23 protein-coding genes are annotated in these 21,834 nt (G+C 56.4%); 17 read left to right on the top strand and 6 right to left on the bottom strand.

Annotated features, from left to right (window positions below):
* Positions 1-49 precede the first annotated feature (49 nt).
* The 12 genes from SPL01S_RS20045 to SPL01S_RS25865 all read left to right on the top strand — a co-directional run bounded on the left by SPL01S_RS20045 (position 50) and on the right by SPL01S_RS25865 (position 11,780).
* Entirely contained in the window at positions 50-1,165 is a 1,116-nt protein-coding gene (locus SPL01S_RS20045) for a branched-chain amino acid ABC transporter substrate-binding protein (protein ID WP_013811084.1), read from the top strand.
* A 116-nt stretch (positions 1,166-1,281) separates the two neighbouring features.
* The gene (gene livH / locus SPL01S_RS20040) at positions 1,282-2,208 is read left to right on the top strand and encodes a high-affinity branched-chain amino acid ABC transporter permease LivH (protein WP_004950984.1); all 927 of its coding nucleotides are present in this window, start codon (positions 1,282-1,284) and stop codon (positions 2,206-2,208) included.
* A complete protein-coding gene (locus tag SPL01S_RS20035) occupies positions 2,205-3,476 on the top strand; it encodes a high-affinity branched-chain amino acid ABC transporter permease LivM (protein WP_063202437.1) in 1,272 nt (423 codons plus the stop codon). Before livH ends, SPL01S_RS20035 begins: the two co-directional genes overlap by 4 nt.
* Positions 3,473-4,240 carry a high-affinity branched-chain amino acid ABC transporter ATP-binding protein LivG gene (livG, locus tag SPL01S_RS20030; protein ID WP_004950989.1) on the top strand — a complete coding sequence of 256 codons (768 nt, stop codon included), beginning with the start codon at positions 3,473-3,475 and terminating at the stop codon, positions 4,238-4,240. Before SPL01S_RS20035 ends, livG begins: the two co-directional genes overlap by 4 nt.
* Positions 4,241-4,242: 2 nt before the next feature.
* Positions 4,243-4,944, top strand: a complete 702-nt coding sequence (gene livF, locus SPL01S_RS20025; protein WP_004950991.1) for a high-affinity branched-chain amino acid ABC transporter ATP-binding protein LivF — start codon at positions 4,243-4,245, stop codon at positions 4,942-4,944.
* Between the two features lie 134 nt (positions 4,945-5,078).
* Positions 5,079-6,266 (top strand): aminotransferase-like domain-containing protein, encoded by a 1,188-nt coding sequence (locus SPL01S_RS20020; RefSeq protein WP_004950993.1) that lies wholly within the window; start codon positions 5,079-5,081, stop codon positions 6,264-6,266.
* A 190-nt stretch (positions 6,267-6,456) separates the two neighbouring features.
* Positions 6,457-7,776, top strand: a complete 1,320-nt coding sequence (ugpB, locus tag SPL01S_RS20015; RefSeq protein WP_063202435.1) for a sn-glycerol-3-phosphate ABC transporter substrate-binding protein UgpB — start codon at positions 6,457-6,459, stop codon at positions 7,774-7,776.
* Positions 7,777-7,925: 149 nt separating this feature from the next.
* Positions 7,926-8,813 carry a sn-glycerol-3-phosphate ABC transporter permease UgpA gene (ugpA, locus tag SPL01S_RS20010; protein ID WP_004950999.1) on the top strand — a complete coding sequence of 296 codons (888 nt, stop codon included), beginning with the start codon at positions 7,926-7,928 and terminating at the stop codon, positions 8,811-8,813.
* Positions 8,810-9,655 carry a sn-glycerol-3-phosphate ABC transporter permease UgpE gene (gene ugpE, locus SPL01S_RS20005; RefSeq protein ID WP_006323078.1) on the top strand — a complete coding sequence of 282 codons (846 nt, stop codon included), beginning with the start codon at positions 8,810-8,812 and terminating at the stop codon, positions 9,653-9,655. Before ugpA ends, ugpE begins: the two co-directional genes overlap by 4 nt.
* Before the next feature lie 16 nt (positions 9,656-9,671).
* Positions 9,672-10,748: a sn-glycerol-3-phosphate import ATP-binding protein UgpC gene (locus SPL01S_RS20000; protein ID WP_063202433.1), complete on the top strand. Its 1,077-nt coding sequence runs from the start codon at positions 9,672-9,674 to the stop codon at positions 10,746-10,748.
* The gene (gene ugpQ, locus SPL01S_RS19995) at positions 10,745-11,491 is read left to right on the top strand and encodes a glycerophosphodiester phosphodiesterase (RefSeq protein ID WP_063202431.1); all 747 of its coding nucleotides are present in this window, start codon (positions 10,745-10,747) and stop codon (positions 11,489-11,491) included. The genes SPL01S_RS20000 and ugpQ overlap by 4 nt, the downstream gene beginning before the upstream one ends.
* Positions 11,492-11,594: 103 nt before the next feature.
* Positions 11,595-11,780: a hypothetical protein gene (locus SPL01S_RS25865; protein WP_063202429.1), complete on the top strand. Its 186-nt coding sequence runs from the start codon at positions 11,595-11,597 to the stop codon at positions 11,778-11,780.
* Here SPL01S_RS25865 and SPL01S_RS19985 read toward each other — a convergent pair.
* The 4 genes from SPL01S_RS19985 to SPL01S_RS19970 all read right to left on the bottom strand — a co-directional run bounded on the left by SPL01S_RS19985 (position 11,761) and on the right by SPL01S_RS19970 (position 14,033).
* The gene (locus SPL01S_RS19985; RefSeq protein ID WP_062790073.1) at positions 11,761-12,090 is read right to left on the bottom strand and encodes a hypothetical protein; all 330 of its coding nucleotides are present in this window, start codon (positions 12,088-12,090) and stop codon (positions 11,761-11,763) included. The two genes, SPL01S_RS25865 and SPL01S_RS19985, sit on opposite strands and share 20 nt — an antisense overlap.
* An 86-nt stretch (positions 12,091-12,176) precedes the next feature.
* Positions 12,177-12,653, bottom strand: a complete 477-nt coding sequence (locus SPL01S_RS19980) for a DUF943 family protein (RefSeq protein ID WP_063202427.1) — start codon at positions 12,651-12,653, stop codon at positions 12,177-12,179.
* 70 nt (positions 12,654-12,723) lie between these two features.
* Entirely contained in the window at positions 12,724-13,188 is a 465-nt protein-coding gene (locus SPL01S_RS19975) for a DUF943 family protein (RefSeq protein WP_062869240.1), read from the bottom strand.
* Entirely contained in the window at positions 13,188-14,033 is an 846-nt protein-coding gene (locus tag SPL01S_RS19970; RefSeq protein WP_063202425.1) for a YPO3983 family protein, read from the bottom strand. Before SPL01S_RS19970 ends, SPL01S_RS19975 begins: the two co-directional genes overlap by 1 nt.
* Before the next feature lie 237 nt (positions 14,034-14,270).
* Here SPL01S_RS19970 and SPL01S_RS19965 point away from each other — a divergent pair, with 237 nt between their 5' ends.
* Positions 14,271-15,131, top strand: a complete 861-nt coding sequence (locus SPL01S_RS19965; RefSeq protein WP_004951012.1) for a carboxylate/amino acid/amine transporter — start codon at positions 14,271-14,273, stop codon at positions 15,129-15,131.
* A gap of 36 nt (positions 15,132-15,167) precedes the next feature.
* On the opposite strand, the gene metR is transcribed toward SPL01S_RS19965, so the two are convergent.
* A complete protein-coding gene (gene metR, locus SPL01S_RS19960) occupies positions 15,168-16,118 on the bottom strand; it encodes an HTH-type transcriptional regulator MetR (RefSeq protein ID WP_004951014.1) in 951 nt (316 codons plus the stop codon).
* A 105-nt stretch (positions 16,119-16,223) separates the two neighbouring features.
* Here metR and metE point away from each other — a divergent pair, with 105 nt between their 5' ends.
* Entirely contained in the window at positions 16,224-18,500 is a 2,277-nt protein-coding gene (gene metE / locus SPL01S_RS19955; protein WP_063202422.1) for a 5-methyltetrahydropteroyltriglutamate--homocysteine S-methyltransferase, read from the top strand.
* A 129-nt stretch (positions 18,501-18,629) separates the two neighbouring features.
* Here the strand turns inward: metE and SPL01S_RS19950 are convergent, their stop codons facing one another.
* Positions 18,630-19,466: a dienelactone hydrolase family protein gene (locus SPL01S_RS19950; RefSeq protein WP_004951018.1), complete on the bottom strand. Its 837-nt coding sequence runs from the start codon at positions 19,464-19,466 to the stop codon at positions 18,630-18,632.
* Between the two features lie 510 nt (positions 19,467-19,976).
* On the opposite strand from SPL01S_RS19950, the gene udp reads away from it, so the two are divergent.
* The 3 genes from udp to SPL01S_RS19940 all read left to right on the top strand — a co-directional run bounded on the left by udp (position 19,977) and on the right by SPL01S_RS19940 (position 21,719).
* The gene (udp, locus tag SPL01S_RS19945) at positions 19,977-20,738 is read left to right on the top strand and encodes a uridine phosphorylase (RefSeq protein WP_063202420.1); all 762 of its coding nucleotides are present in this window, start codon (positions 19,977-19,979) and stop codon (positions 20,736-20,738) included.
* A gap of 210 nt (positions 20,739-20,948) precedes the next feature.
* Entirely contained in the window at positions 20,949-21,092 is a 144-nt protein-coding gene (locus tag SPL01S_RS25345; RefSeq protein WP_155729012.1) for a hypothetical protein, read from the top strand.
* A 96-nt stretch (positions 21,093-21,188) separates the two neighbouring features.
* Positions 21,189-21,719 (top strand): DedA family protein, encoded by a 531-nt coding sequence (locus SPL01S_RS19940; protein ID WP_063202418.1) that lies wholly within the window; start codon positions 21,189-21,191, stop codon positions 21,717-21,719.
* Positions 21,720-21,834: the final 115 nt, after the last annotated feature.

The raw sequence follows: 21,834 nt of genomic DNA, 5'->3' as shown, positions 1-21,834 counted from the left end.
GCAGGCAAACACAACAGGTACGTTCACAACGACAGATGGGGATTTGCGAATGAAATTAACAAAAGGTAAGGCGCTGTTGGCGGGTTGTATCGCGATGGCTATCGGTCATTCGGCAATGGCGAAAGACATCAAGGTGGCGATTGTGGGCGCGATGTCCGGCCCGGTCGCGCAGTATGGCGATATGGAGTTCACCGGTGCCCGTCAGGCGATTGCCGATATCAACGCCAAGGGCGGCATCAAGGGCGATAAACTGGTCGGCGTGGAATACGATGACGCCTGTGACCCAAAACAGGCGGTTGCGGTTGCCAACAAGGTGATTAACGACGGTATTCGCTATGTGATCGGCCACCTGTGCTCGTCTTCGACTCAACCGGCCTCCGATATTTATGAAGACGAAGGCGTGATCATGATTACCCCGGCGGCCACCAACGCCGATCTGACCACCCGTGGTTACAAGATGATCATGCGCACCACCGGGCTGGATTCCGATCAGGGCCCGACCGCGGCGAAATACATCCTCAGCGAGATCAAGCCGAAACGCATTGCCGTGGTTCACGACAAGCAACAGTATGGCGAAGGCCTGGCGCGCTCGGTACGCGACAGCCTGAAAAAACAGGGTACCGACGTGGTGATGTTTGAAGGCATCACCGCCGGTGATAAAGATTTCTCCACTCTGGTGGCGCGCCTGAAGAAAGAAAACGTCGATTTCGTTTACTTCGGCGGCTACTACCCGGAAATGGGGCAGATCCTGCGCCAGGCAAAACAGGCCGGCCTGACCACCCGCTTTATGGGGCCAGAGGGCGTGGGCAACTCCTCGCTGTCCAACATTGCCGGTGCCGCCTCAGAAGGCATGCTGGTGACCTTGCCGAAACGCTATGACCAGGTACCTGCCAACAAACCTGTTGTGGATGCACTGAAAGCCAAGAAGCTGGATCCGACCGGGCCGTTCGTCTGGACCACTTACGCAGCGCTGCAATCTCTGACTACCGGAATGGAGCGTAGCGGCAGCCAGGAGCCAGCCGACATCGTCAAGGATCTGAAAACCGGCAAGCCGGTGGACACCGTGATGGGGCCGCTGAGCTGGGACGAGAAGGGCGATCTGAAAGGTTTCGAGTTCGGCGTGTTTGAGTGGCATGCGGACGGCACATCAACACCGATTAAATAAGCCATAATAATCAGGGTAGGGCGCAGCATGCTGCGTCCGCGGGCCGGTAAGCCGGCCCGTCCCCCTTTACCTGAGTTTTTTCAGGTTTGCTATACAGCGCAGCCAAGGGTTCGAGTATGTCAGAGCAGGTTCTCTATTTTCTGCAGCAGATGTTCAACGGCGTCACGTTGGGCAGCACCTATGCATTGATCGCCATCGGTTACACCATGGTCTACGGCATTATCGGCATGATCAACTTCGCCCACGGCGAGGTGTATATGATCGGCAGCTATGTCTCCTTTATTGTTATCGCCGCCCTGATGATGCTTGGCATCGACGTCGGCTGGCTGCTGATTGGCGCCGCGTTTTTGGTGTCGATCGTGATCGCCAGCGCCTACGGCTGGAGCATCGAGCGGGTGGCCTACAAGCCGGTGCGCAACTCCAAGCGCCTGATAGCGCTGATTTCCGCCATCGGCATGTCGATATTCCTGCAAAACTACGTCAGCCTGACGCAGGGCTCGCGCGATCTGGCGTTGCCAAGCCTGGTAACCGGCCAGTGGGTGCTGGGTGAAAGCAATGGCTTCGCCGCTACCATCAGTACCATGCAGCTGATTATTTGGGTCGTCACCTTCCTGGCGATGCTGGCGTTGACGCTGTTTATCCGTTATTCCCGCATGGGCCGTGCTTGCCGCGCCTGCGCGGAAGATTTGAAGATGGCCAGCCTGCTGGGCATCAATACCGACCGGGTGATTTCACTGACCTTCGTGATCGGCGCCGTGATGGCGGCGGTGGCCGGCGTGCTGTTGGGCCAGTTTTATGGCGTAATCAACCCGTACATCGGCTTTATGGCCGGCATGAAAGCCTTTACTGCGGCGGTACTGGGCGGCATCGGCAGCATTCCCGGCGCGATGATCGGCGGCCTGGTGCTGGGGGTGGCAGAAGCGCTGACCTCGGCCTATTTGAGCACCGAATATAAGGACGTGGTGTCCTTCGCGCTGCTGATCGTGGTGTTGCTGATCATGCCAACCGGCATTCTTGGGCGCCCGGAGGTTGAGAAGGTATGAAACTCAATCTGCTTAACGCGCTGATAGCCTCGGTAGTGTTGTTTGTCATGGCGTCGTTCCTGATGGGGATGCAACTGAGCCTGGACGGTACCAAGCTGGTGGTCCACGGCGCGGCGGAAGTGCGCTGGATGTGGGTCGGTATCGGCTGCGTCATCGTTTTCTTCTTCCAACTGTTGCGCCCGCTGATGCAGCAGGGGCTGAAAAAACTCTCCGGCCCCTCTTTTGTATTACCGAGCTTTGACGGCACCACCCCACGCCAGAAACTGCTGGCGGCGGCGATTATTGTTGCCGCGATCGCCTGGCCATTTCTGGTGTCGCGCGGTACGGTGGATATCGCCACCCTGACGTTGATCTACGTGATGCTCGGTCTGGGCCTGAACGTGGTGGTTGGGCTGTCCGGCCTGCTGGTACTGGGTTACGGCGGCTTCTACGCCATCGGTGCCTATACCTACGCGTTGCTGAATCACTATTACGGCCTCGGCTTCTGGGAAAGCCTGCCGCTGGCGGGCATCGTCACCGCCATCTTCGGTTTCCTGCTCGGTTTCCCGGTGCTGCGTTTGCGCGGTGATTATCTGGCGATTGTGACGCTGGGCTTCGGCGAGATCGTGCGTATCTTGTTGTTGAACAACACCGAGATCACCGGCGGGCCGAACGGTATCAGCCAGATCCCGAAACCGACCTTTTTCGGGCTGGAGTTCAACCGCAGCGCGCGTGACGGCGGTTGGGATACTTTCCATAACTTCTTTGGCCTGAAATACGATCCGAGCGATCGCATCGTGTTCCTGTATCTGGTGGCGCTGCTGCTGGTGGTGCTGACGCTGTTTGTGATCAATCGCCTGCTGCGCATGCCATTGGGCCGAGCCTGGGAAGCGCTGCGTGAAGATGAAATCGCTTGTCGCTCGCTGGGCCTGAGCCCGACCAAAATCAAACTGACCGCTTTTACCATCAGCGCCGCCTTCGCCGGTTTTGCCGGCACGCTGTTCGCCGCACGCCAGGGCTTCGTGAGCCCGGAGTCCTTCACCTTCGTCGAGTCGGCCTTCGTGCTGGCGATTGTGGTGTTGGGCGGCATGGGGTCGCAGTTCGCGGTGATCCTGGCGGCTATCCTGCTGGTGGTGTCGCGCGAGATGATGCGTGATCTGAACGAATACAGCATGCTGCTGCTCGGTGCCTTGATGGTGTTGATGATGATTTGGCGGCCTCAAGGGTTGCTGCCGATGAAGCGCCCGCAGCTGAAGTTGAAAACGGCCGGCAAGGAGGAACAGGCATGAGCTCGCAACCTCTGTTGAAAGTTGAAGGGCTGTCGATGCGTTTCGGCGGCTTGCTGGCGGTGAATAACGTGGCGCTTGAGCTGAACGAAGGCGAAATTGTTTCGCTGATCGGCCCGAACGGCGCGGGAAAAACCACGGTGTTTAACTGCCTGACCGGCTTCTACCGCCCCACTGGCGGCACCATCAAACTGCGCGATCGCCATCTGGAAGGGTTGCCTGGTCAGACGATTGCCCGCATGGGCGTGGTGCGCACTTTCCAGCATGTGCGGCTGTTCCGCGAAATGACGGTGATCGAGAACCTGCTGGTCGCCCAGCATCAGCACCTGAAAAGCGGCGTATTCGCCGGGCTGCTGAAAACCCCGGCCTTCCGCCGCGCCGAAGCCGATGCGCTGGAACGAGCCTCCGTGTGGCTGCAACGCGTTGGGCTGCTTGAGATGGCTAACCGTTCGGCGGGCAATCTGGCCTACGGCCAGCAGCGGCGGCTGGAGATTGCGCGCTGCATGGTGACCCGCCCCGAGCTGCTGATGCTGGACGAACCCGCGGCCGGCCTGAACCCGAAGGAAACCGACGAGCTGGACCACTTGATCGTCGAGCTGCGCAACCAGCATAAAGTGTCGGTGTTGCTGATCGAGCACGACATGAAGCTGGTGATGGGCATTTCCGATCGTATCTACGTGGTGAATCAGGGCACGCCGTTGGCGCAGGGCACCCCGGCAGAAATTCGTAACAACCCGGACGTTATCCGGGCCTATCTGGGCGAATAATTATGTTGTCATTTAATCAGGTTTCCGCCCATTACGGCAAAATCCAGGCGCTGCATCAGGTTAGCCTGAATATCAAGCAGGGCGAGATAGTCACCCTGATCGGCGCCAACGGTGCCGGTAAAACCACGCTGCTTGGCACGCTGTGCGGTGAGCCGCGCGCCACCGAAGGCAGCGTTACCTTCCTCGATCAGGACATTACCCAGTGGCAGACCTCGCGCATTATGCGTGAGGCGGTGGCGATAGTGCCGGAAGGGCGCCGGGTGTTCTCGCGCATGACGGTGGAAGAGAATCTGGCGATGGGCGGCTTTTTTGCCGATCGTCATCAGTACCAGCAGCGTATCGAGCGGGTGTTCGGCCTGTTCCCGCGCCTGCTGGAACGCCGCAACCAGCGCTCCGGCACCATGTCCGGCGGTGAACAGCAGATGCTGGCGATCGGCCGCGCGCTGATGAGCCAGCCGAAGCTGTTGTTGCTCGACGAGCCGTCCCTCGGGCTGGCGCCGATCATCATCCAGCAGATTTTCGACATTATTCAGCAGCTGCGTGAAGAGGGCATGACCATCTTCCTGGTGGAGCAAAACGCCAATCAGGCGCTGAAATTGGCGGATCGCGGTTATGTACTGGAAAACGGGCGCGTGGTGTTGGAAGATACGGGAGCCGCATTGTTAGCAAACGAAGCAGTAAGGTCGGCGTATCTGGGCGGCTAAATACCCGTCGTCTTTCAGGCTACAGCGTTGTTGGCTGCACTCACTTCCCTGTGGGGGCGAATAGGGGGGCCCGAGTCACTTGGTCGCCGCGTACCTTGCCCCTACAAAATTTATAACGATTACGAGAATAAGAAATGAAGACAGAAGGGTTACTCGCGCAGCGCATCGTCAACGTAAAAAGCTCGGCAATCCGTGAATTGCTCAAGCACAGTAAGATGGAAAACGTCATTTCGCTGGCGGGCGGCATCCCCTCTGATGCCCTGTTTGATTTCGAAGGGCTGAGCATTGCCACCCATCAGGCGATCACCGAACAGCCGAAAAGCGCCTTCCAGTATGGCCTGACCGAAGGCAGCCCGTTGCTGCGCGAACGCATTTGCGAGCTGTGCGCCGAGCGCGGCGTCGTCGCCACGGCAGAAGAAGTGATGGTGACCGCCGGTTCCCAGCAGGCGCTGGATCTGGTGATGCGCGCTATCGTCAATCCAGGCGACGTGTTTGTGGTGGAGCGTCCGACCTATTTGGCGGCGCTGCAGACGCTGGAACTGGCGGAAGCCAACATCATGTCGGTGTCATCCGACAGCGACGGCATGGTGGTTGAAGAGCTTGCCGAGCTGCTGAAAACTCAGCGCATCAAGGGCGTGTACGTAGTGCCGAACTTTGGCAACCCAAGCGGCCTCACGCTGAGCGCACCGCGCCGCGAACTGCTGGTGAAATTGGCGGCCGAGCACAATTTCCTGATTATCGAAGATGATCCGTACGGCGAGCTGCGTTTTACCGAAGAGCGCAATGCCACGCTGCATCAGGTTTCGCAGCGGGTGCTGGGCCATACCGATAACATTATCTACACCTCGACCTTCTCCAAGATCCTGGCGCCGGGCTTGCGTCTGGGCTGGGCTATTCTGCCTGAGTTCCTGCTGCATAAAGTGGCGATCATCAAGCAGGCGGCGGATCTGCACGCCAGCGCGCTGTCGCAGAGCATCGTCGAATGTTACCTGGGCCTGGATCGTCTGCCGGGGCAGATCGAAAAGATCCGCGCCGCTTACAAGCAAAAGGGCGAGATCCTGGCTGCGCTGGTGGAGAAAGAGCTGGGTGATCACATCACCTTTGATATGCCGAAGGGGGGGATGTTCCTGTGGGCGCGTTTCCGCCAACCGTTCAACGCCACCGAATGGCTGAAAACGACCCTGCAACAGGGCGTGGTGTTCGTGCCGGGGGAATATTTCTTCTCCGATAACCCGGATCGTTCAACCTTCCGCCTGTCGTTCGCCACCGCCACTGAGCAACAGATGCAAGAAGCGGTCGCCCGCCTGCGTCGTTCTCTGTAATCCCCGCGGCGGCGGGGGAAATTTCCTCGTCGCCGACATCAAACCGCAACCTGCACTTCACCTTTTAGTCACATGGCTGTCATCTGACGGTTATTTTTCTGTCATCCGAGCATGGCATGTTAGCTTCCGAACAAAAAACTGATTCTTTTCGCTCACGCGCTTATTACACCAGCTTTTTCAGGAGTTAGGCATGCTCACCTACGCTATTCGCAAAACTACGCTGTGCGTTGCGTTGACCCTGGCGGTCAGCACTCAGGCACTGGCGGCGACCGAGATCCCGTTCTGGCATTCGATGGAAGGTGAACTGGGGAAAGAAGTGGACTCCCTGGCGGACCGCTTTAACCAGTCGCACAGCGACGTCAAAATCGTTCCGGTTTATAAAGGCAACTACGAACAGAGCCTGGCGGCGGGCATTGCGGCTTACCGCTCCGGCAAGGCGCCGGCGATTTTGCAAGTTTACGAAGTGGGCACCGCCACCATGATGGCGAGCAAAGCGATCAAACCGGTGTATCAGGTGTTTAAAGACGCCGGCATCAACTTTGACGAATCGGTGTTCGTGCCGACGGTGGCCGGTTACTACACCGACAACAAGAGCGGCCATCTGCTGTCCCAACCGTTCAACAGCTCCACCCCGGTGCTGTATTACAACAAAGATGCCTTCAAAAAAGCCGGCCTGAACCCGGATCAGCCGCCAAAAACCTGGCAAGAGCTGGCGGCGGACACCGCCAAACTGCGTGAGGCCGGCATGAAGTGCGGCTACGCCAGCGGCTGGCAGGGCTGGATCCAACTCGAGAACTTCAGCGCCTGGCACGGCGTGCCGTTCGCTACCGAAAACAACGGTTTCGGCGGTGCGAATACCAAGCTGGAGTTCAACAAAGCGTTGCAGGTCAAGCATATCCAACTGCTGGCGGACATGAACAAGAAGGGTGATTTCACCTATTTCGGTCGTAAGGACGAATCGACCGAGAAGTTCTACAGCGGCGACTGCGCCATCACTACCGCCTCTTCCGGTTCGCTGGCGGACATCAAACACTATGCCAAATTCAACTACGGCGTGGGTATGATGCCTTACGACGCCGACGCCAAGAATGCGCCGCAGAATGCCATCATCGGCGGTGCCAGCCTGTGGGTGATGAACGGCAAAGATACCGCCACCTACAAGGGCGTAGCCGAGTTCCTGCAATATCTGGCGCAGCCGGAAATTGCCGCCGAATGGCATCAGAAAACCGGTTACCTGCCCATTACCACCGCCGCGTACGATCTGACCAAGCAACAGGGCTTCTATGACAAGAACCCGGGTGCCGACGTTGCGACGCGTCAGATGCTGAACAAGCCGCCATTGCCGTTCACCAAGGGCCTGCGCCTGGGCAATATGCCGCAGATCCGCAGCGTGGTGGATGAAGAACTGGAAGGCGTGTGGACCGGCAAGAAAACGCCACAGCAGGCGCTGGACGCTGCCGTACAACGTGGTGATGTGTTGCTGCGTCGCTTCGAGTCCCAGACCAAGTAATAACGGTTACTGCGCTTCGCCAGTCTGGGATTGGGCAGTGCTCGCTCTCCTCATGGACTTTGTGTCCGTTCCGGGAGCCGTGCGCTGTTCGCACCCAGGCTGGCTTTGCTCGCGAGCCCACCCGTCTTTCGTCTTCATGAGTCCCTATTATGAGCTCACATCGTCCCGGTTTCGGCTGCAGCTGGCTGCCCTATGCGCTGGTGCTGCCGCAGTTGCTGATAACCGCAATATTCTTCCTGTGGCCCGCCGGCGAGGCGCTGTGGTATTCGGTCCAGAGCCTCGATCCCTTTGGCCTGTCCAGCCAGTTCGTCGGGTTGGATAACTTTAGCCAACTGTTCCAGGATCCGTACTACCTCGATTCTTTTTACACCACGCTGGTTTTCAGCTTCCTGGTGGCGGGTATCGGGCTGGTGGTGTCGCTGTTCTTCGCCGCGTTGGTGGATTACGTGCTGCGCGGCAGCCGGATTTACCAGACGCTGATGATCTTGCCCTACGCCGTGGCCCCCGCTGTGGCGGCGGTATTGTGGATCTTCCTGTTTAACCCCGGCCTGGGGCTGATCACCCATTTCCTTGGTGGACTGGGCTACAACTGGAACCACGCGCAGAACAGCGGGCAGGCGATGTTCCTGGTGGTGCTGGCTTCGGTGTGGCAGCAAATCAGCTATAACTTCCTGTTTTTCCTGGCGGCGCTGCAATCGATCCCGCGTTCGCTGGTGGAAGCGGCGGCTATCGACGGCGCCGGCCCGGTGCGGCGTTTCTTCAACCTGGTGTTGCCGTTGATCACCCCGGTGAGCTTCTTCCTGCTGGTGGTTAATCTGGTGTACGCCTTCTTCGATACTTTCCCGGTGATTGATGCCGCCACCGGCGGTGGCCCGGTACAGTCCACCACCACGCTGATCTACAAGATCTACCGCGAAGGCTTTGCCGGTCTGGATCTGTCCAGCTCAGCGGCGCAGTCGGTGATCCTGATGCTGTTGGTGATTGGCCTGACGGTGATCCAGTTCCGCTTTGTCGAACGTAAGGTGCGCTACCAATGATTGAGAACCGACGCGGGCTGGATATCTTCAGCCACGTAATGCTGATTATCGGCGTGCTGGTGGTGCTGTTCCCGCTGTACGTGGCTTTTGTCGCCGCGACGCTGGACGATAAGCAGGTGTTTCAGGTGCCGATGACCCTGATACCGGGCGGCCATCTGTGGGAAAACATCCGCAATATCTGGCAGGGCGGCGTGGGCAACCTCAAGGTGCCGTTCTCGCTGCTGCTGCTGAACAGCGTGATCATGGCGCTGGCGATTACCTTCGGCAAAATTGTGGTGTCGGTGTTGTCGGCTTACGCCATCGTGTATTTCCGTTTCCCGTTGCGCAGCCTGTTTTTCTGGCTGATTTTCCTCACCCTGATGCTGCCGGTAGAAGTGCGTATTTTCCCGACGGTGGAGGTGATCTCCACCCTGAACCTGCTGGACAGCTACACCGGTCTGACGCTGCCGCTGATGGCCTCGGCGACCGCGACCTTCCTGCTGCGCCAGTTCTTCATGACGCTGCCGGATGAGCTGCTGGAAGCGGCGCGCATCGATGGTGCCGGGCCGATGCGCTTTTTCTGGGACATCGTGCTGCCGCTGTCGAAAACCAATCTGGCGGCGCTGTTTGTCATCACCTTTATCTACGGCTGGAACCAGTACCTGTGGCCGATCCTGATCACCAGCGACGCCTCGATGGGGACCGCGGTGGCGGGCATCAAGAGCATGATCTCCACCTCCGGCGCGCCGACCCAGTGGAATCAGGTAATGGCGGCGATGATTCTGACCTTAATTCCACCGCTGACGGTGGTTCTTCTGATGCAGCGCTGGTTTGTGCGCGGTCTCGTCGACAGCGAGAAGTAACGAGAGAAATGTCCACATGGCAGGTTTAAAACTACAGGCAGTCACCAAATCCTACGACGGTAAAACGCCGGTGATTAAGCAAATCGATCTCGACGTGGCGGACGGCGAGTTTATCGTGATGGTCGGCCCTTCAGGCTGCGGAAAATCGACGCTGCTGCGCATGGTGGCCGGGCTGGAACGCACCACCAGCGGCGATATCTATATCGACAGCCAGCGCGTGACCGATATGGAACCGAAAGATCGCGGCATCGCGATGGTGTTTCAGAACTACGCACTGTATCCGCATATGAGCGTGTACGACAACATGGCCTATGGCCTGAAAATTCGCGGTTTCGGCAAACAGCATATCCAGCAGCGGGTGGAAGAAGCCGCGCGCATTCTGGAGCTGGAGCCGCTGTTGCAGCGCAAGCCGCGCGAGCTTTCCGGCGGGCAACGCCAGCGGGTGGCGATGGGGCGCGCCATCGTGCGTGAACCGGCGGTATTCCTGTTCGATGAACCTTTGTCCAACCTGGATGCCAAACTGCGCGTGCAGATGCGCCTGGAATTGCAACAGCTGCATCGTCGGCTGAAAACCACCAGCCTGTACGTCACGCACGATCAGGTTGAGGCAATGACGTTGGCGCAGCGGGTGATTGTGATGAACAAGGGCGTAGCGGAACAGATTGGCACCCCGAGCGAGGTTTACCAGCGCCCGGCGTCGCTGTTTGTCGCCAGCTTTATCGGCTCTCCGGCGATGAACCTGCTGCCCGGCACGTTGAGCGCCGACGGCAGCCAACTGTTGCTGGCCGGCGGGATGAGGCTGAATTTACCTCAGGCCAAAACACAGTGGGGCGGCCGCCCGTTGACGCTCGGCATCCGCCCGGAGCATATTCAGCTGACCACCCTTGAACAAGGCGGCGTGCCGCTGGAGCTGCAAACGCTGGAATTGCTGGGCGCAGATAATCTGGCGCACGGGCAATGGGGCGGCCACGGCGTAATTGCGCGGTTGTCGCATGAAACTATGCCGACGGCGGGCAGCACGCTATATTTGCAACTGCCTGCACAGGCGCTGCACTTTTTTGATTCAAACAGCGGATTACGGATGGAACAATGACCACAGCCTGGCCTTATCCTCATATCGTCGCCCACCGCGGCGGCGGTTCCCTGGCACCGGAAAATACCCTGGCGGCGATCGACGTTGGCGCGCGACACGGCCACAAAATGATTGAGTTCGACGTCAAGCTGGCGCAGGACGGACAGATCTTTTTGTTGCATGACGATACCCTCGATCGCACCAGCGACGGTTGGGGCGTGGCGGGCGAATTGCCCTGGGACAAACTGGTGCAGCTGGATGCCGGCAACTGGTACAACTCCGCCTACAAGGGCGAGCGTCTGCCGTTGCTGTTGGAGGTCGCAGAGCGCTGCCGGCAGCACGGCATGATGGCGAATATCGAAATCAAACCCACCATCGGCACTGACGATGAAACCGGCCGCGTGGTGGCGCTGGCAGCACGGCTGTTGTGGCAAGGCCAGACCGAACCGCTGCTTTCTTCGTTCTCGGTTGAAGCGCTTGAGGCGGCACAGCGTACGGTGCCGGACCTGCCGCGCGGCCTGTTGCTGGATGAATGGGATGACAACTGGCAGGCGCTGACAGAGCGGTTGGGCTGCGTGTCGTTGCATATCAACCACAAAGAGCTGACCGCTGAGCGGGTCGCGACGCTGAAGGCGGCCGGCCTGCGCATTCTGGTGTATACCGTTAACCAGCCGGCGCGTGCGCGCCTGTTGTTGAACTGGGGCGTTGACTGTATTTGTACCGACCGGATAGATTTGATCGGCCCGGATTTTCCCAACGAATAACCTCCGTTGCTACGGGCGCAGTCTGCTGCGCCCGTGAATTCGCCGGCGCCTGTTGATTCTTGCGACGTCAGCCCCTTGCCGCTGCGCTAACGGAAGGGATCTGATGTCTGTTTTTATTGTTTCGCTGTGGCACCAGATAGCGCTGTCTTTGCCGCTATTTGTTCTGATCGTGCTGGGGTATGGCTTTATCCGCTGGAGTAAGTGGCCGGCCACCAGTCTGGTGATGTCCACCGCGCTGGCGGCGGTCACTACGCCGCTGATCCTCACCATTATGGGCGTGCGGGTGTAACCGGCATCTGCGTTTGCGGCACCGTCGGCGACGTGCGGTTGAACGGATTGCGCGGTTGGTTGCCGTTTGGCAGCAATTGCCCGCCGTTTGGCGCATTTCGCAGCAACTTTTGCTGATTGTCGTCGAATTGCCGCTGTTGTTGCAGGCGGCGTTGATCCAGCTGTTGGTTATTCAGCATGCGCTGTTGCTGCGTCTGCTGATTGCGCTGGTTAAGGAACTGCTGTTGCGAACTGAGCTCGGTTACGCCATTGGCCGCCGTTGCCAGCCCGGACAGCAACAGCAGGCCGTACAGAATGCGATAACTCTTCATGATATTTACCCTCTTTTTTCAATTAAGTATGGCTAATCAAGCGAGCCTTTCAATTGTAGCAAATTCTGGGTGAAAATAAGTGTAAACTACTTAGCCTCGAATTTACTTTCGTATTCAACTACTTCGCCGTTTTTTTGTAGTAGGTATGTACCATTATATACTGTGAGATATATCCTGTTCTCACTGTCATTATTAACAGAAAAAACAGCATCTTTTTCGATACAATTTATCTTTGTTTTCATATCGTCAAAGCAGAGTCTGTCATGCTTATCTTCTGCTTTATATCCATCACCGAATAACCAGAACGTAATGTTAAAATTACCATAAGATGCTGGTTTTGGAATGTCATATTTTGTCTTTAACATATCTTTGTTTTTCAGCCACCAAGCTATTTTTCCTCTGTCAGTAATAGGGAAGTTTTTCACTAAAACAGCACTGAAATTGCCATCATCATGAATGGCAACGATTTCCACTGGGCGCAACGAAAACCAGAAGAAATAAATAAGCAGAACACAGCCAGCTAATGATAGTGCACGAAGCGTTTTCTTTTTTTTTGCTTTCACTAGATCCTCCGATGATCTCTATTGTGGCGCCTATATTTCTCTTGCAGGATCACCCATTTGAACAACTGTTTCATTGATATTTATTTTTTACCATCTCGCCGTTTTCCTGCATTCGATATACCCCACTATCCAGGCGAAAAGACAATCCTGTATTTTTACTGTACCTCACCATAATAAGAGAGTTTTTATCAATGCAATTAATTTTTGTTTTCATATCATCAAAACAGAGTCTGTCATACTTTTCCTCTTTTTTGTATCCATCGCCAAAATCCCAAAATATTACAGAAAAAAAACCATCTTTTGCAGGTTTGGGAATATTGTATTTATCTTTTAACAGGGATTTGTTTTCCATCCACCAGTTTATTTTCTCTTTCTCAGTAAAAGGGAAGTTTTTTACCAGTACATCACTGTAATTATTTCTCTGATGAACAGCGATAATTTCCACCGGACGAAGTGACAACCAGAGGACGTAACCGAGAGGAACACAAGTCGCCAGTGTTAGCATACAGAGAGATTTCTTGATTTTTTCTTTCATTATGCTTCCCCGGTAATTTCTACTGTGGCTTCCATATTGGTGATAAAGGGTTTAAAACCAAACTGATTATAGCGTTGGAGCACAAACCAGATACGGAAGAAAAGGAATTGTTTAAACTTGGGCTTTAAAATATCCTCATTATCCAGACCGAAGTGATCTTGTACTTTGTAATGCACAACCGCACGATAGCGATTGTCAGCTATTTGCAACGATTTTAGGGTGATATGGGTTGCCCAGGTATCGTGAATGGTAATACCCATTCCATTAAAGCTATCCTGGGGTCTATCAAACTTAGGTAGTTTACCACTAAGTATTGCATCCCTTAGTCTGTCCTTCTCTTCAGGTGGATAAGACTTGTTTACCCAGTCTATTTTTTCATTAATTGCTTCTTTTAAAAGAAGCCGTGTGCTGTTTTTAGAGTTGTCACCCAATATTTGCTCTTTCAAAGCAGTATTCAGAGAGATATCGCTAAATGCCGAGCCCTTGCCGTTCTGCATATGGGTGATCATCTTCACGATCAGGCTTTTGTAGGGGCCGTAGAGGGCGAAAGGCTTTGAGAGTTGGCGGAATTCATCGAACAGAATTTTGGCGCATTCCTGACGGGTGATTCTTTCATTTTTATTATTGATATTGTTAGCATAACCGTAGCTATAAGCCATAGGCTTGCTGGGCTGAGCTATTTTCGTCAGTGAATAAGGGGAAAACCGGGTCGATACATCGGTCAGATGAAAATGCGTTTTTAACTGTGTTTCGGATAAATCACCAAAGTGCATATCGCTTGCACCGTAATCATCCATTTGTTTTTGGGTTTTAAATATCGTGCAGGGGAACTCTAGTGCTGACATAGTCAAACTTTCCTTGTGTCGTCGTCAATGTTGCTCCTTGCAAGGAATGCTATGGCATAACGAGCAGTATTGCATAGCGCTCTTGCCCAAATTCGGATTTTTGGCCGATTTGCTAACCCACCGGTGAAAAATTGCCGAAAAGTTTATATTTTGCACAGCTGTAAACCGCCTTTTCATCACGCGGCATTTCGCCTTCCGTTACAATCGCCTTTTCTGATTGTTTAGGGTGAACCCGACGTGCTGCTTCTGGTGATTACTACCGTCTTATGGGCGTTCTCTTTCAGCCTGATTGGCGAATATCTGGCGGGCCAGGTCGACAGTTGGTTCTCGGTGCTGATGCGTATCGGGCTGGCGGCGTTGGTATTCCTGCCTTTCCTGCGCTGGCGCAATATCAAACCGAAAGTGATCCTGATGTACATGCTGGTGGGCGCCTGCCAATTGGGCATCATGTACCTGTTCAGCTTCCGTGCCTACATGTACCTGACGGTACCGGAATTCCTGCTGTTTACCGTGCTTACGCCGCTGTACGTCACGCTGATTTACGACCTGATCAGCGGTCAGCGCCTGCGTTGGGCCTATGTGTTCAGCGCGTTGCTGGCGGTACTGGGCGCGGCGATCATCCGTTACCATCAATTGAGCGAGCATTTCTGGTGGGGGCTGTTGCTGGTGCAGGCGGCGAATATCAGCTTCGCCATCGGCATGGTCGGTTACAAGCGCCTGATGGAAGTGCACCCGTTGCCGCAACATACGGCGTTTTCCTGGTTCTACCTCGGAGCCTTGGTGGTCGCGGTGGTCGCCTGGTGCCTGTGGGGTAACCCGCAACAGTTGCCGACCACTAACCTGCAATGGGGCATTCTGGTGTGGCTGGGCGTGGTGGCTTCCGGGCTGGGCTATTTCATGTGGAACTACGGTGCAACGCAGGTGGATGCCGGGACGCTCGGCATCATGAATAACATGCACGTGCCCGCCGGGTTGCTGGTGAATTTGGCTATCTGGCAGCAGCAACCGCACTGGCCGAGTTTTATTATCGGCGGGGCGGTGATTGTCGCTTCGCTGTGGGTGCACCGCCGTTGGGTGGCGCCAAAGCCGACTAATTGAGACCACGGGCTACCCAAGCGCAGGCAGCCCGCAAAATCAGGCTTGTGAAGACAGCGGCTTGATGCTGGCGGCGAGGGTGCCCGGGCGCGCAGCGTCGCGTACGAACGGCAGGTGATTGCAGGCGTGTTGACGCGCCGAGCGGATAAAGGCTTCGGTCACCGCCTGGCGCTGCTCGCCGTCGCGTACCGCGGCATACAGGCGGCTCCACAGGCCATCGCCCAGGGTTTTTGTCACCACCAGCCCCTGGCGTTCGAAACTTTCGACTACCCAATGCGGCAGCGCCGCAATCCCCATCCGTGCCGACACCATCTGGATCAGCAGCAAGGTGTTATCGACGTTTTTCAGCGCCGGGCTGACGCCGGCCGGTTGCAGGAAATTCCGCCATATATCCAGCCGTTGGCGTTGCACCGGATAAATCATCAGCGTCTCATCGCTCAAATCTTCCGGCTCAATCTGCAGTTTGCCGGCCAGCGGGTGATCCGGCGCCAGCACCAGACGCACCTCGAAATCAAACATCGGCGAATAGTGCAGGCCGCTGCGCGGCAAAATGTCTGAGGTCAGCACCAGATCCAATTCCCCCTGCTGTAGCGCCGGTTGCGGATCAAAAGTGACGCCGGACTTAAAGTCCATCACCACCTGCGGGAAGCTCTGGCGGAAGTTGTCCAACGCGGGCGTCAGCCACTGAATGCAACTGTGGCATTCGATGGCGATGCGCAGCGTGGCCTGATGCGGTTCGTGGCACGCCTGCAACGCCTGCTGGATTTGCGGCAGTACTTGTTCTGCCAGCTGTAACAGGATTTCTCCCTGCACGGTAAAGCGCAGCGGTTGGCTTTTTCGAACGAACAGTTTGAAGCCCAGACGCTGCTCCAGATCGCTGAACTGATGCGACAGGGCCGATTGCGTCTGATGGAGTTGGGCCGCGGCGGCCGCCAGAGAGCCGGTGTTGCGCAGAGCCTGCAGCGTCCGTAAGTGTTTCAGTTCGATCATGAGAGTCCTTCACAGTGACAGTGAATAAATTGCGCTTGTGGTTAATACAGTACCTGCGGATTATGGATGTGTAAACATCTGGACGGCTAAATGGGGAATATGACGATGGCAATTCTAAATCACACACTGGGTTTTCCACGCGTTGGGCTGCGACGTGAACTGAAAAAAGCTCAGGAAAGTTACTGGGCAGGCAATTCAACGCAGGAAGAACTGCTGGCGGTTGGCCGCGAGCTGCGCGCTCGCCATTGGCAACAGCAACAGCAGGCCGGGGTGGATTTGGTGCCGGTCGGCGATTTCGCCTGGTACGACCATGTTTTGACCACCAGCTTGCTGCTGGGCAACGTGCCAGCACGTCATCAAAATGCGGATGGCTCAATCGATTTGGACCAGCTGTTCCGTCTGGGCCGTGGCCGCGCACCGACCGGTGAACCGGCGGCAGCGGCAGAAATGACCAAGTGGTTTAACACCAACTACCACTACATGGTGCCTGAATTCCAGAAGGGCCAGCAGTTCAAACTGGGTTGGACTCAATTGCTGGATGAAGTTGACGAAGCGCTGGCGCTGGGCCACAACATCAAGCCTGTGCTGCTGGGGCCGGTCACTTACCTGTGGTTGGGCAAAGTGAAGGGCGAGCAGTTTGATCGACTGTCGTTGCTGAAGGACATTCTGCCGGTTTACCGGCAGGTTCTGGCCGAACTGGCGAAGCGCGGCGTAGAGTGGGTGCAGATCGACGAACCTGCACTGGTGCTGGAGCTGCCGCAGGCATGGCTCGACGCTTTCAAACCGGCTTACGACGCGTTGCAGGGCCAGGTAAAACTGCTGTTGACCACCTATTTCGACAGCGTTGGTCACAACCTCGACGCTATCCGCGCATTGCCGGTACAGGGTCTGCATGTCGATCTGGTGGCCGGTCACGACGATATCGCCGTATTGCACGAGGCATTGCCAAAAGAGTGGCTGCTGTCGCTGGGCGTCATCAATGGCCGTAACGTCTGGCGTGCCGACCTGAGCAGTTGGTTCGACCGCCTGCAACCGCTGGTTAACAGCCGTTCATTGTGGATTGGCACCTCTTGTTCCTTGCTGCACAGCCCCATCGATCTGAGCGTGGAAACCCGCCTGGATGAAGAAGTGAAGAGCTGGTTCGCCTTCGCTCTGCAAAAATGCGCCGAAGTGGCTTTGCTAAGCGCAGCGCTGAACGCGCCAGGGGCAGAAAAGCAGGCAGAACTGGACGCATACAGCGCGCCAATCCGCGCTCGTCGTCAGTCCAGCCGCGTACATAATGCGCAGGTAGGCCAACGTCTGGCCGCCATTACCGCACAAGACAGCGAGCGCCAGAGCCCTTACGCTCAGCGCGCTCAGGCGCAGCGCGATCGCTTCAACCTGCCGGCCTGGCCGACCACCACTATCGGCTCATTCCCGCAGACCACCGAAATCCGCGGCCTGCGCCTGGATTTCAAACAGGGGCGTCTGGACGGCAACAATTACCGAACCAGCATTAGCGAGCACATCAAACAGGCGATCGTTGAACAAGAACGTCTGGGCCTGGACGTGCTGGTGCACGGCGAAGCCGAGCGTAATGACATGGTGGAATACTTCGGCGAGAACCTCGACGGCTTCGTCTTCACCCAAAATGGCTGGGTACAGAGCTACGGTTCCCGCTGCGTAAAACCGCCGGTCATTATTGGCGACATCAGCCGTCCTGAAGCCATTACCGTGGAGTGGGCGAAGTATGCGCAATCGCTGACCGACAAGCCGGTAAAAGGCATGTTGACCGGGCCGGTGACCATCCTTTGCTGGTCGTTCCCGCGCGAAGACGTAACCCGTGAAGTGATCGCCAGGCAGATCGCCCTGGCGCTGCGCGACGAAGTGGAAGATCTGGAAAAAGCCGGTATCGGCATCATCCAGATTGACGAACCGGCACTGCGTGAAGGGTTGCCGCTGCGTCAATCCGACTGGGCCGCTTACCTGGACTGGGCAGTGGATGCCTTCAAACTGAATGCCGCCGTGGCGCAGGACGATACGCAGATCCACACTCACATGTGTTACTGCGAATTCAACGACATCATGGATTCCATCGCGGCGCTGGATGCCGACGTGATCACCATCGAAACCTCGCGTTCCGATATGGATCTGCTGGAAGCCTTCAAAGAGTTCGAGTATCCAAACGAAATTGGCCCTGGCGTGTACGACATCCACTCGCCAAACGTGCCAAGCGTGGAATGGATCGAAGCGCTGCTGCGTAAAGCGGCGCAGAACATCCCGGCGGAACGCCTGTGGGTTAACCCGGATTGCGGTCTGAAAACCCGTGGCTGGCCGGAAACCCGTCAGTCGCTGGCCAACATGGTGTTGGCGGCTCAGCGCCTGCGCGAGCAGCAAGCCTGACCGGAGTGCGTTGCCCGGCCATTGATGCCGGCGTGCAATCAATAAGGTTCTGGTGTGATTATTTTGGGCGCTTCGGCGCCCTTTTTTACATTGCAGGCGGCCACCAGTGAAGGCAGCCGTGAGAGGGGATTATTTGACGCCGACCACGCCGTGTTGAGCGAACCATGCCAGCATGCGTTGCCAGCCGTCCGTCGCCGCTTCGGCATCGTAACTTGGGCGATAATCGGCATTGAAAGCATGACCCGCTTCGGGGTAGACCACGATCTCGGCATCGGCGTTAGCTGCGCGAATCGCCTGGCGCATGGTCTCCACCGTTTCCAGTGGAATTCCGCTGTCCTGGCCGCCGTATAATCCCAGCACCGGCGCAGACAGCTGCGTAGCCACATCGACCGGGTGTTTTGGCGAGTTCAGCGTTTTTTCGCCCACTAACTTGCCGTACCAGGCTACCGCTGCCTTCAGTTGCGGGTTATGCGCGGCATACAGCCAGGTAATACGGCCCCCCCAGCAAAAACCGGTAATCGCCAGCTTGCCGGCGTCGCCGCCGTGGCGGCTGGCCCAATGGGCTGCGTGGTCGAGATCGGCCAGCACCTGACGGTCCGGCACCTTGCTCACCAGCTTTTGCAAGATGTCGCCAATCTCCTGGTAATCTTTGGCATCGCCCTGTCGGAAGTACAACTCTGGCGCTATCGCCAGGTAGCCCTGTTTCGCCAGGCGGCGGCACAGATCCTGAATATGCTCGTGAACGCCAAAAATCTCTTGTACCACCAGCACCACGGGGAAGGGGCCGTTGTGGTTCGCTGGTTTGGCAATATAGGCCGGCAGGTTGTCACCCTGCGAGGGAATGGTGGTTTCCCCGGCATGAATGCCCTGTTCGTCGGTAAATACAGTAGAAGCGGCCAACGGCGTTACGGCCGGGGCGAATCCCCCCTGAGCCTGTTTTAATGTCATCACATGGTCGGTTTTCATTGCGGTCTCCGTGCAATAGAAAAAAGCGCTGAGAATAACTATAGGAAAGATTACCCGTTATTGGCACCCGGTTGAGCATTTTCGGTCAAGTCTGTAAAAAACGATTAATTATCTGGCTTTAGTGCATTTTTGTTATCTTTTTATCAGGATATTGCGCATTTTGGCCTGCATTAGCGTCATAAGGTACGTTAGCCCCATTTTTTGTTGCTAAGTCGCCGATAAAATAAGGCTATTTTTCGGTGGCGACATAAGTGGCCTCGTGGTGGGAAAGGGGGGCCTGTCGCCAAGAGGAAAGGCGGTAAACGGCGGGCTGTTTTGTCGGCTAGACTTGTGGCAAGTGCGGCGTTTACGGCGTCTTTGGGTTATTTAATGTGACTTTTGTCACAAAAATTATGTAGATTGATCTTTGTTTCTTTATTCATGGTGATGGCCATCACGAAATTGGATGGCGATTTTCAGTAGAGTACTTTTTTGTTCCTCCCAATAAACATGATCTATGAGGAGTCTCGTATGTCTCAATCTGATGTTTTTCATCTCGGCCTCACTAAAAACGATTTACAAGGGGCCCAGCTTGCCATCGTTCCGGGCGATCCGCAGCGCGTAGAGAAAATTGCCAAGCTGATGGAAAACCCGGTGCACCTGGCTTCCCATCGTGAATTTACTACCTGGCGCGCAGAGCTGGACGGCAAGGCGGTGATCGTCTGCTCCACCGGCATCGGCGGCCCGTCTACCTCGATCGCCGTTGAAGAATTGGCGCAACTGGGGATCCGTACCTTCCTGCGTATCGGCACCACCGGGGCTATTCAGTCGAACATCAGCGTCGGCGACGTGCTGGTCACTACCGCGGCGGTTCGCCTTGACGGCGCCAGCCTGCACTTTGCGCCGATGGAATTCCCGGCCGTGGCCGACTTTGCCTGCACCACCGCACTGGTCGAGGCCGCCAAGGCCAGCGGCGCCACCACGCATATTGGCGTGACCGCGTCTTCTGATACCTTCTATCCGGGCCAGGAACGTTACGATACCTATTCCGGCCGCGTCGTCAGTCGTTTTAAGGGCTCGATGGCAGAATGGCAGGCGATGGGCGTGATGAACTATGAAATGGAATCCGCCACTCTGCTGACCATGTGTGCAAGCCAGGGCCTGCGTGCCGGTATGGTTGCCGGCGTGATCGTCAACCGCACCCAGCAGGAAATTCCAAACGCAGAAACCATGAAAAACACCGAAAGCAAAGCGGTGCAGATCGTGGTTGAAGCGGCGCGCCGCCTACTGTAGTAGCCTTCCTCCCTTCAACGGGCCGCCAACGCGGTCCGTTTTTCCATTCAGCCCTAATCTGTTACGGTGATACCCGTCGTCTTTCAAACTGCGGTTGGCAGCAACGTGAAAGCCAGGGTGTATCTAGCTATCAGCGCCCCCTTTTTACCTGTTGATTTCGGCTTTGCTGCCCAGGTGGCGATTTTTTAGACAATAACGGCGAGGACGTCTATGACAGCCCAGATTCTGCTTCTTCCTTCACAAACTCTGCCTGATGGCGGCATTAACGTCCGCGATCAATACGGTTTACCGGCCGCTGGTTGGAAGCGCAATCCGGCCTGGGTCGACGTCAGCGCGAAGTGCAACTGGCGTTAACCTCGAGTAAACCGCTACGCGTTTAGCCGGAGTTTAACCTGCCCCGGCCGGCATTGCGTATCCTTGGCACAGGAAACCTCGTATCAGGAGCCCGTATTGAGCCTCAACGACATTATCAACTGGGTCAGCGATGCCGTGTGTCAGCACGAAGGCTGGGCCATCCCCATTATTTTCTTCCTGGCATTCGGCGAATCGCTGGCGTTCTTGTCCCTGCTGTTGCCGGCCACGGTTATCCTGCTGGCGTTGGGCGCATTGATTGGCGAGAGCGGTATCGCTTTTTGGCCTATCTGGGCCGCCGCCGCCATAGGGGCATTTTTTGGCGACTGGCTTTCTTACTGGATCGGTTACCACTATCAAGACCGCGTGGCGCACATGTGGCCGTTATCGCGTAATCCGCAATTGCTGGACCGCGGCCATGCGTTTTTTGAACGCTGGGGCGTGCTGGGCATTTTTATCGGCCGCTTCTTCGGGCCGCTGCGCGCGGTGGTGCCGCTGGTCGGCGGTATCTGTGGCATGCCCCAACGTTACTTCCAACTGGCGAATATCACTTCAGCGATGATCTGGGCGTTCGGCATTCTTGCGCCGGGAGCCTTTGGCATCAAGTGGTTAACCCAGTGGTTTGGCTAGTTTTTGCCTGACTTGCGCGGCGTTTCGCAATATTGCGTTGCCGGTGCAAAATCAGACTGGACATCCATACAGCATCCCCTTAACGTGACGTGCAACGGGCGCATAAACGGCAAGG

This window comes from Serratia plymuthica NBRC 102599, from assembly GCF_001590925.1.
Classification (GTDB): Bacteria; Pseudomonadota; Gammaproteobacteria; order Enterobacterales; family Enterobacteriaceae; genus Serratia; species Serratia plymuthica.
The sequence above is the reverse complement of the archived record's forward strand: the minus strand, read 5'-3'. Positions and strand labels throughout refer to the sequence as shown.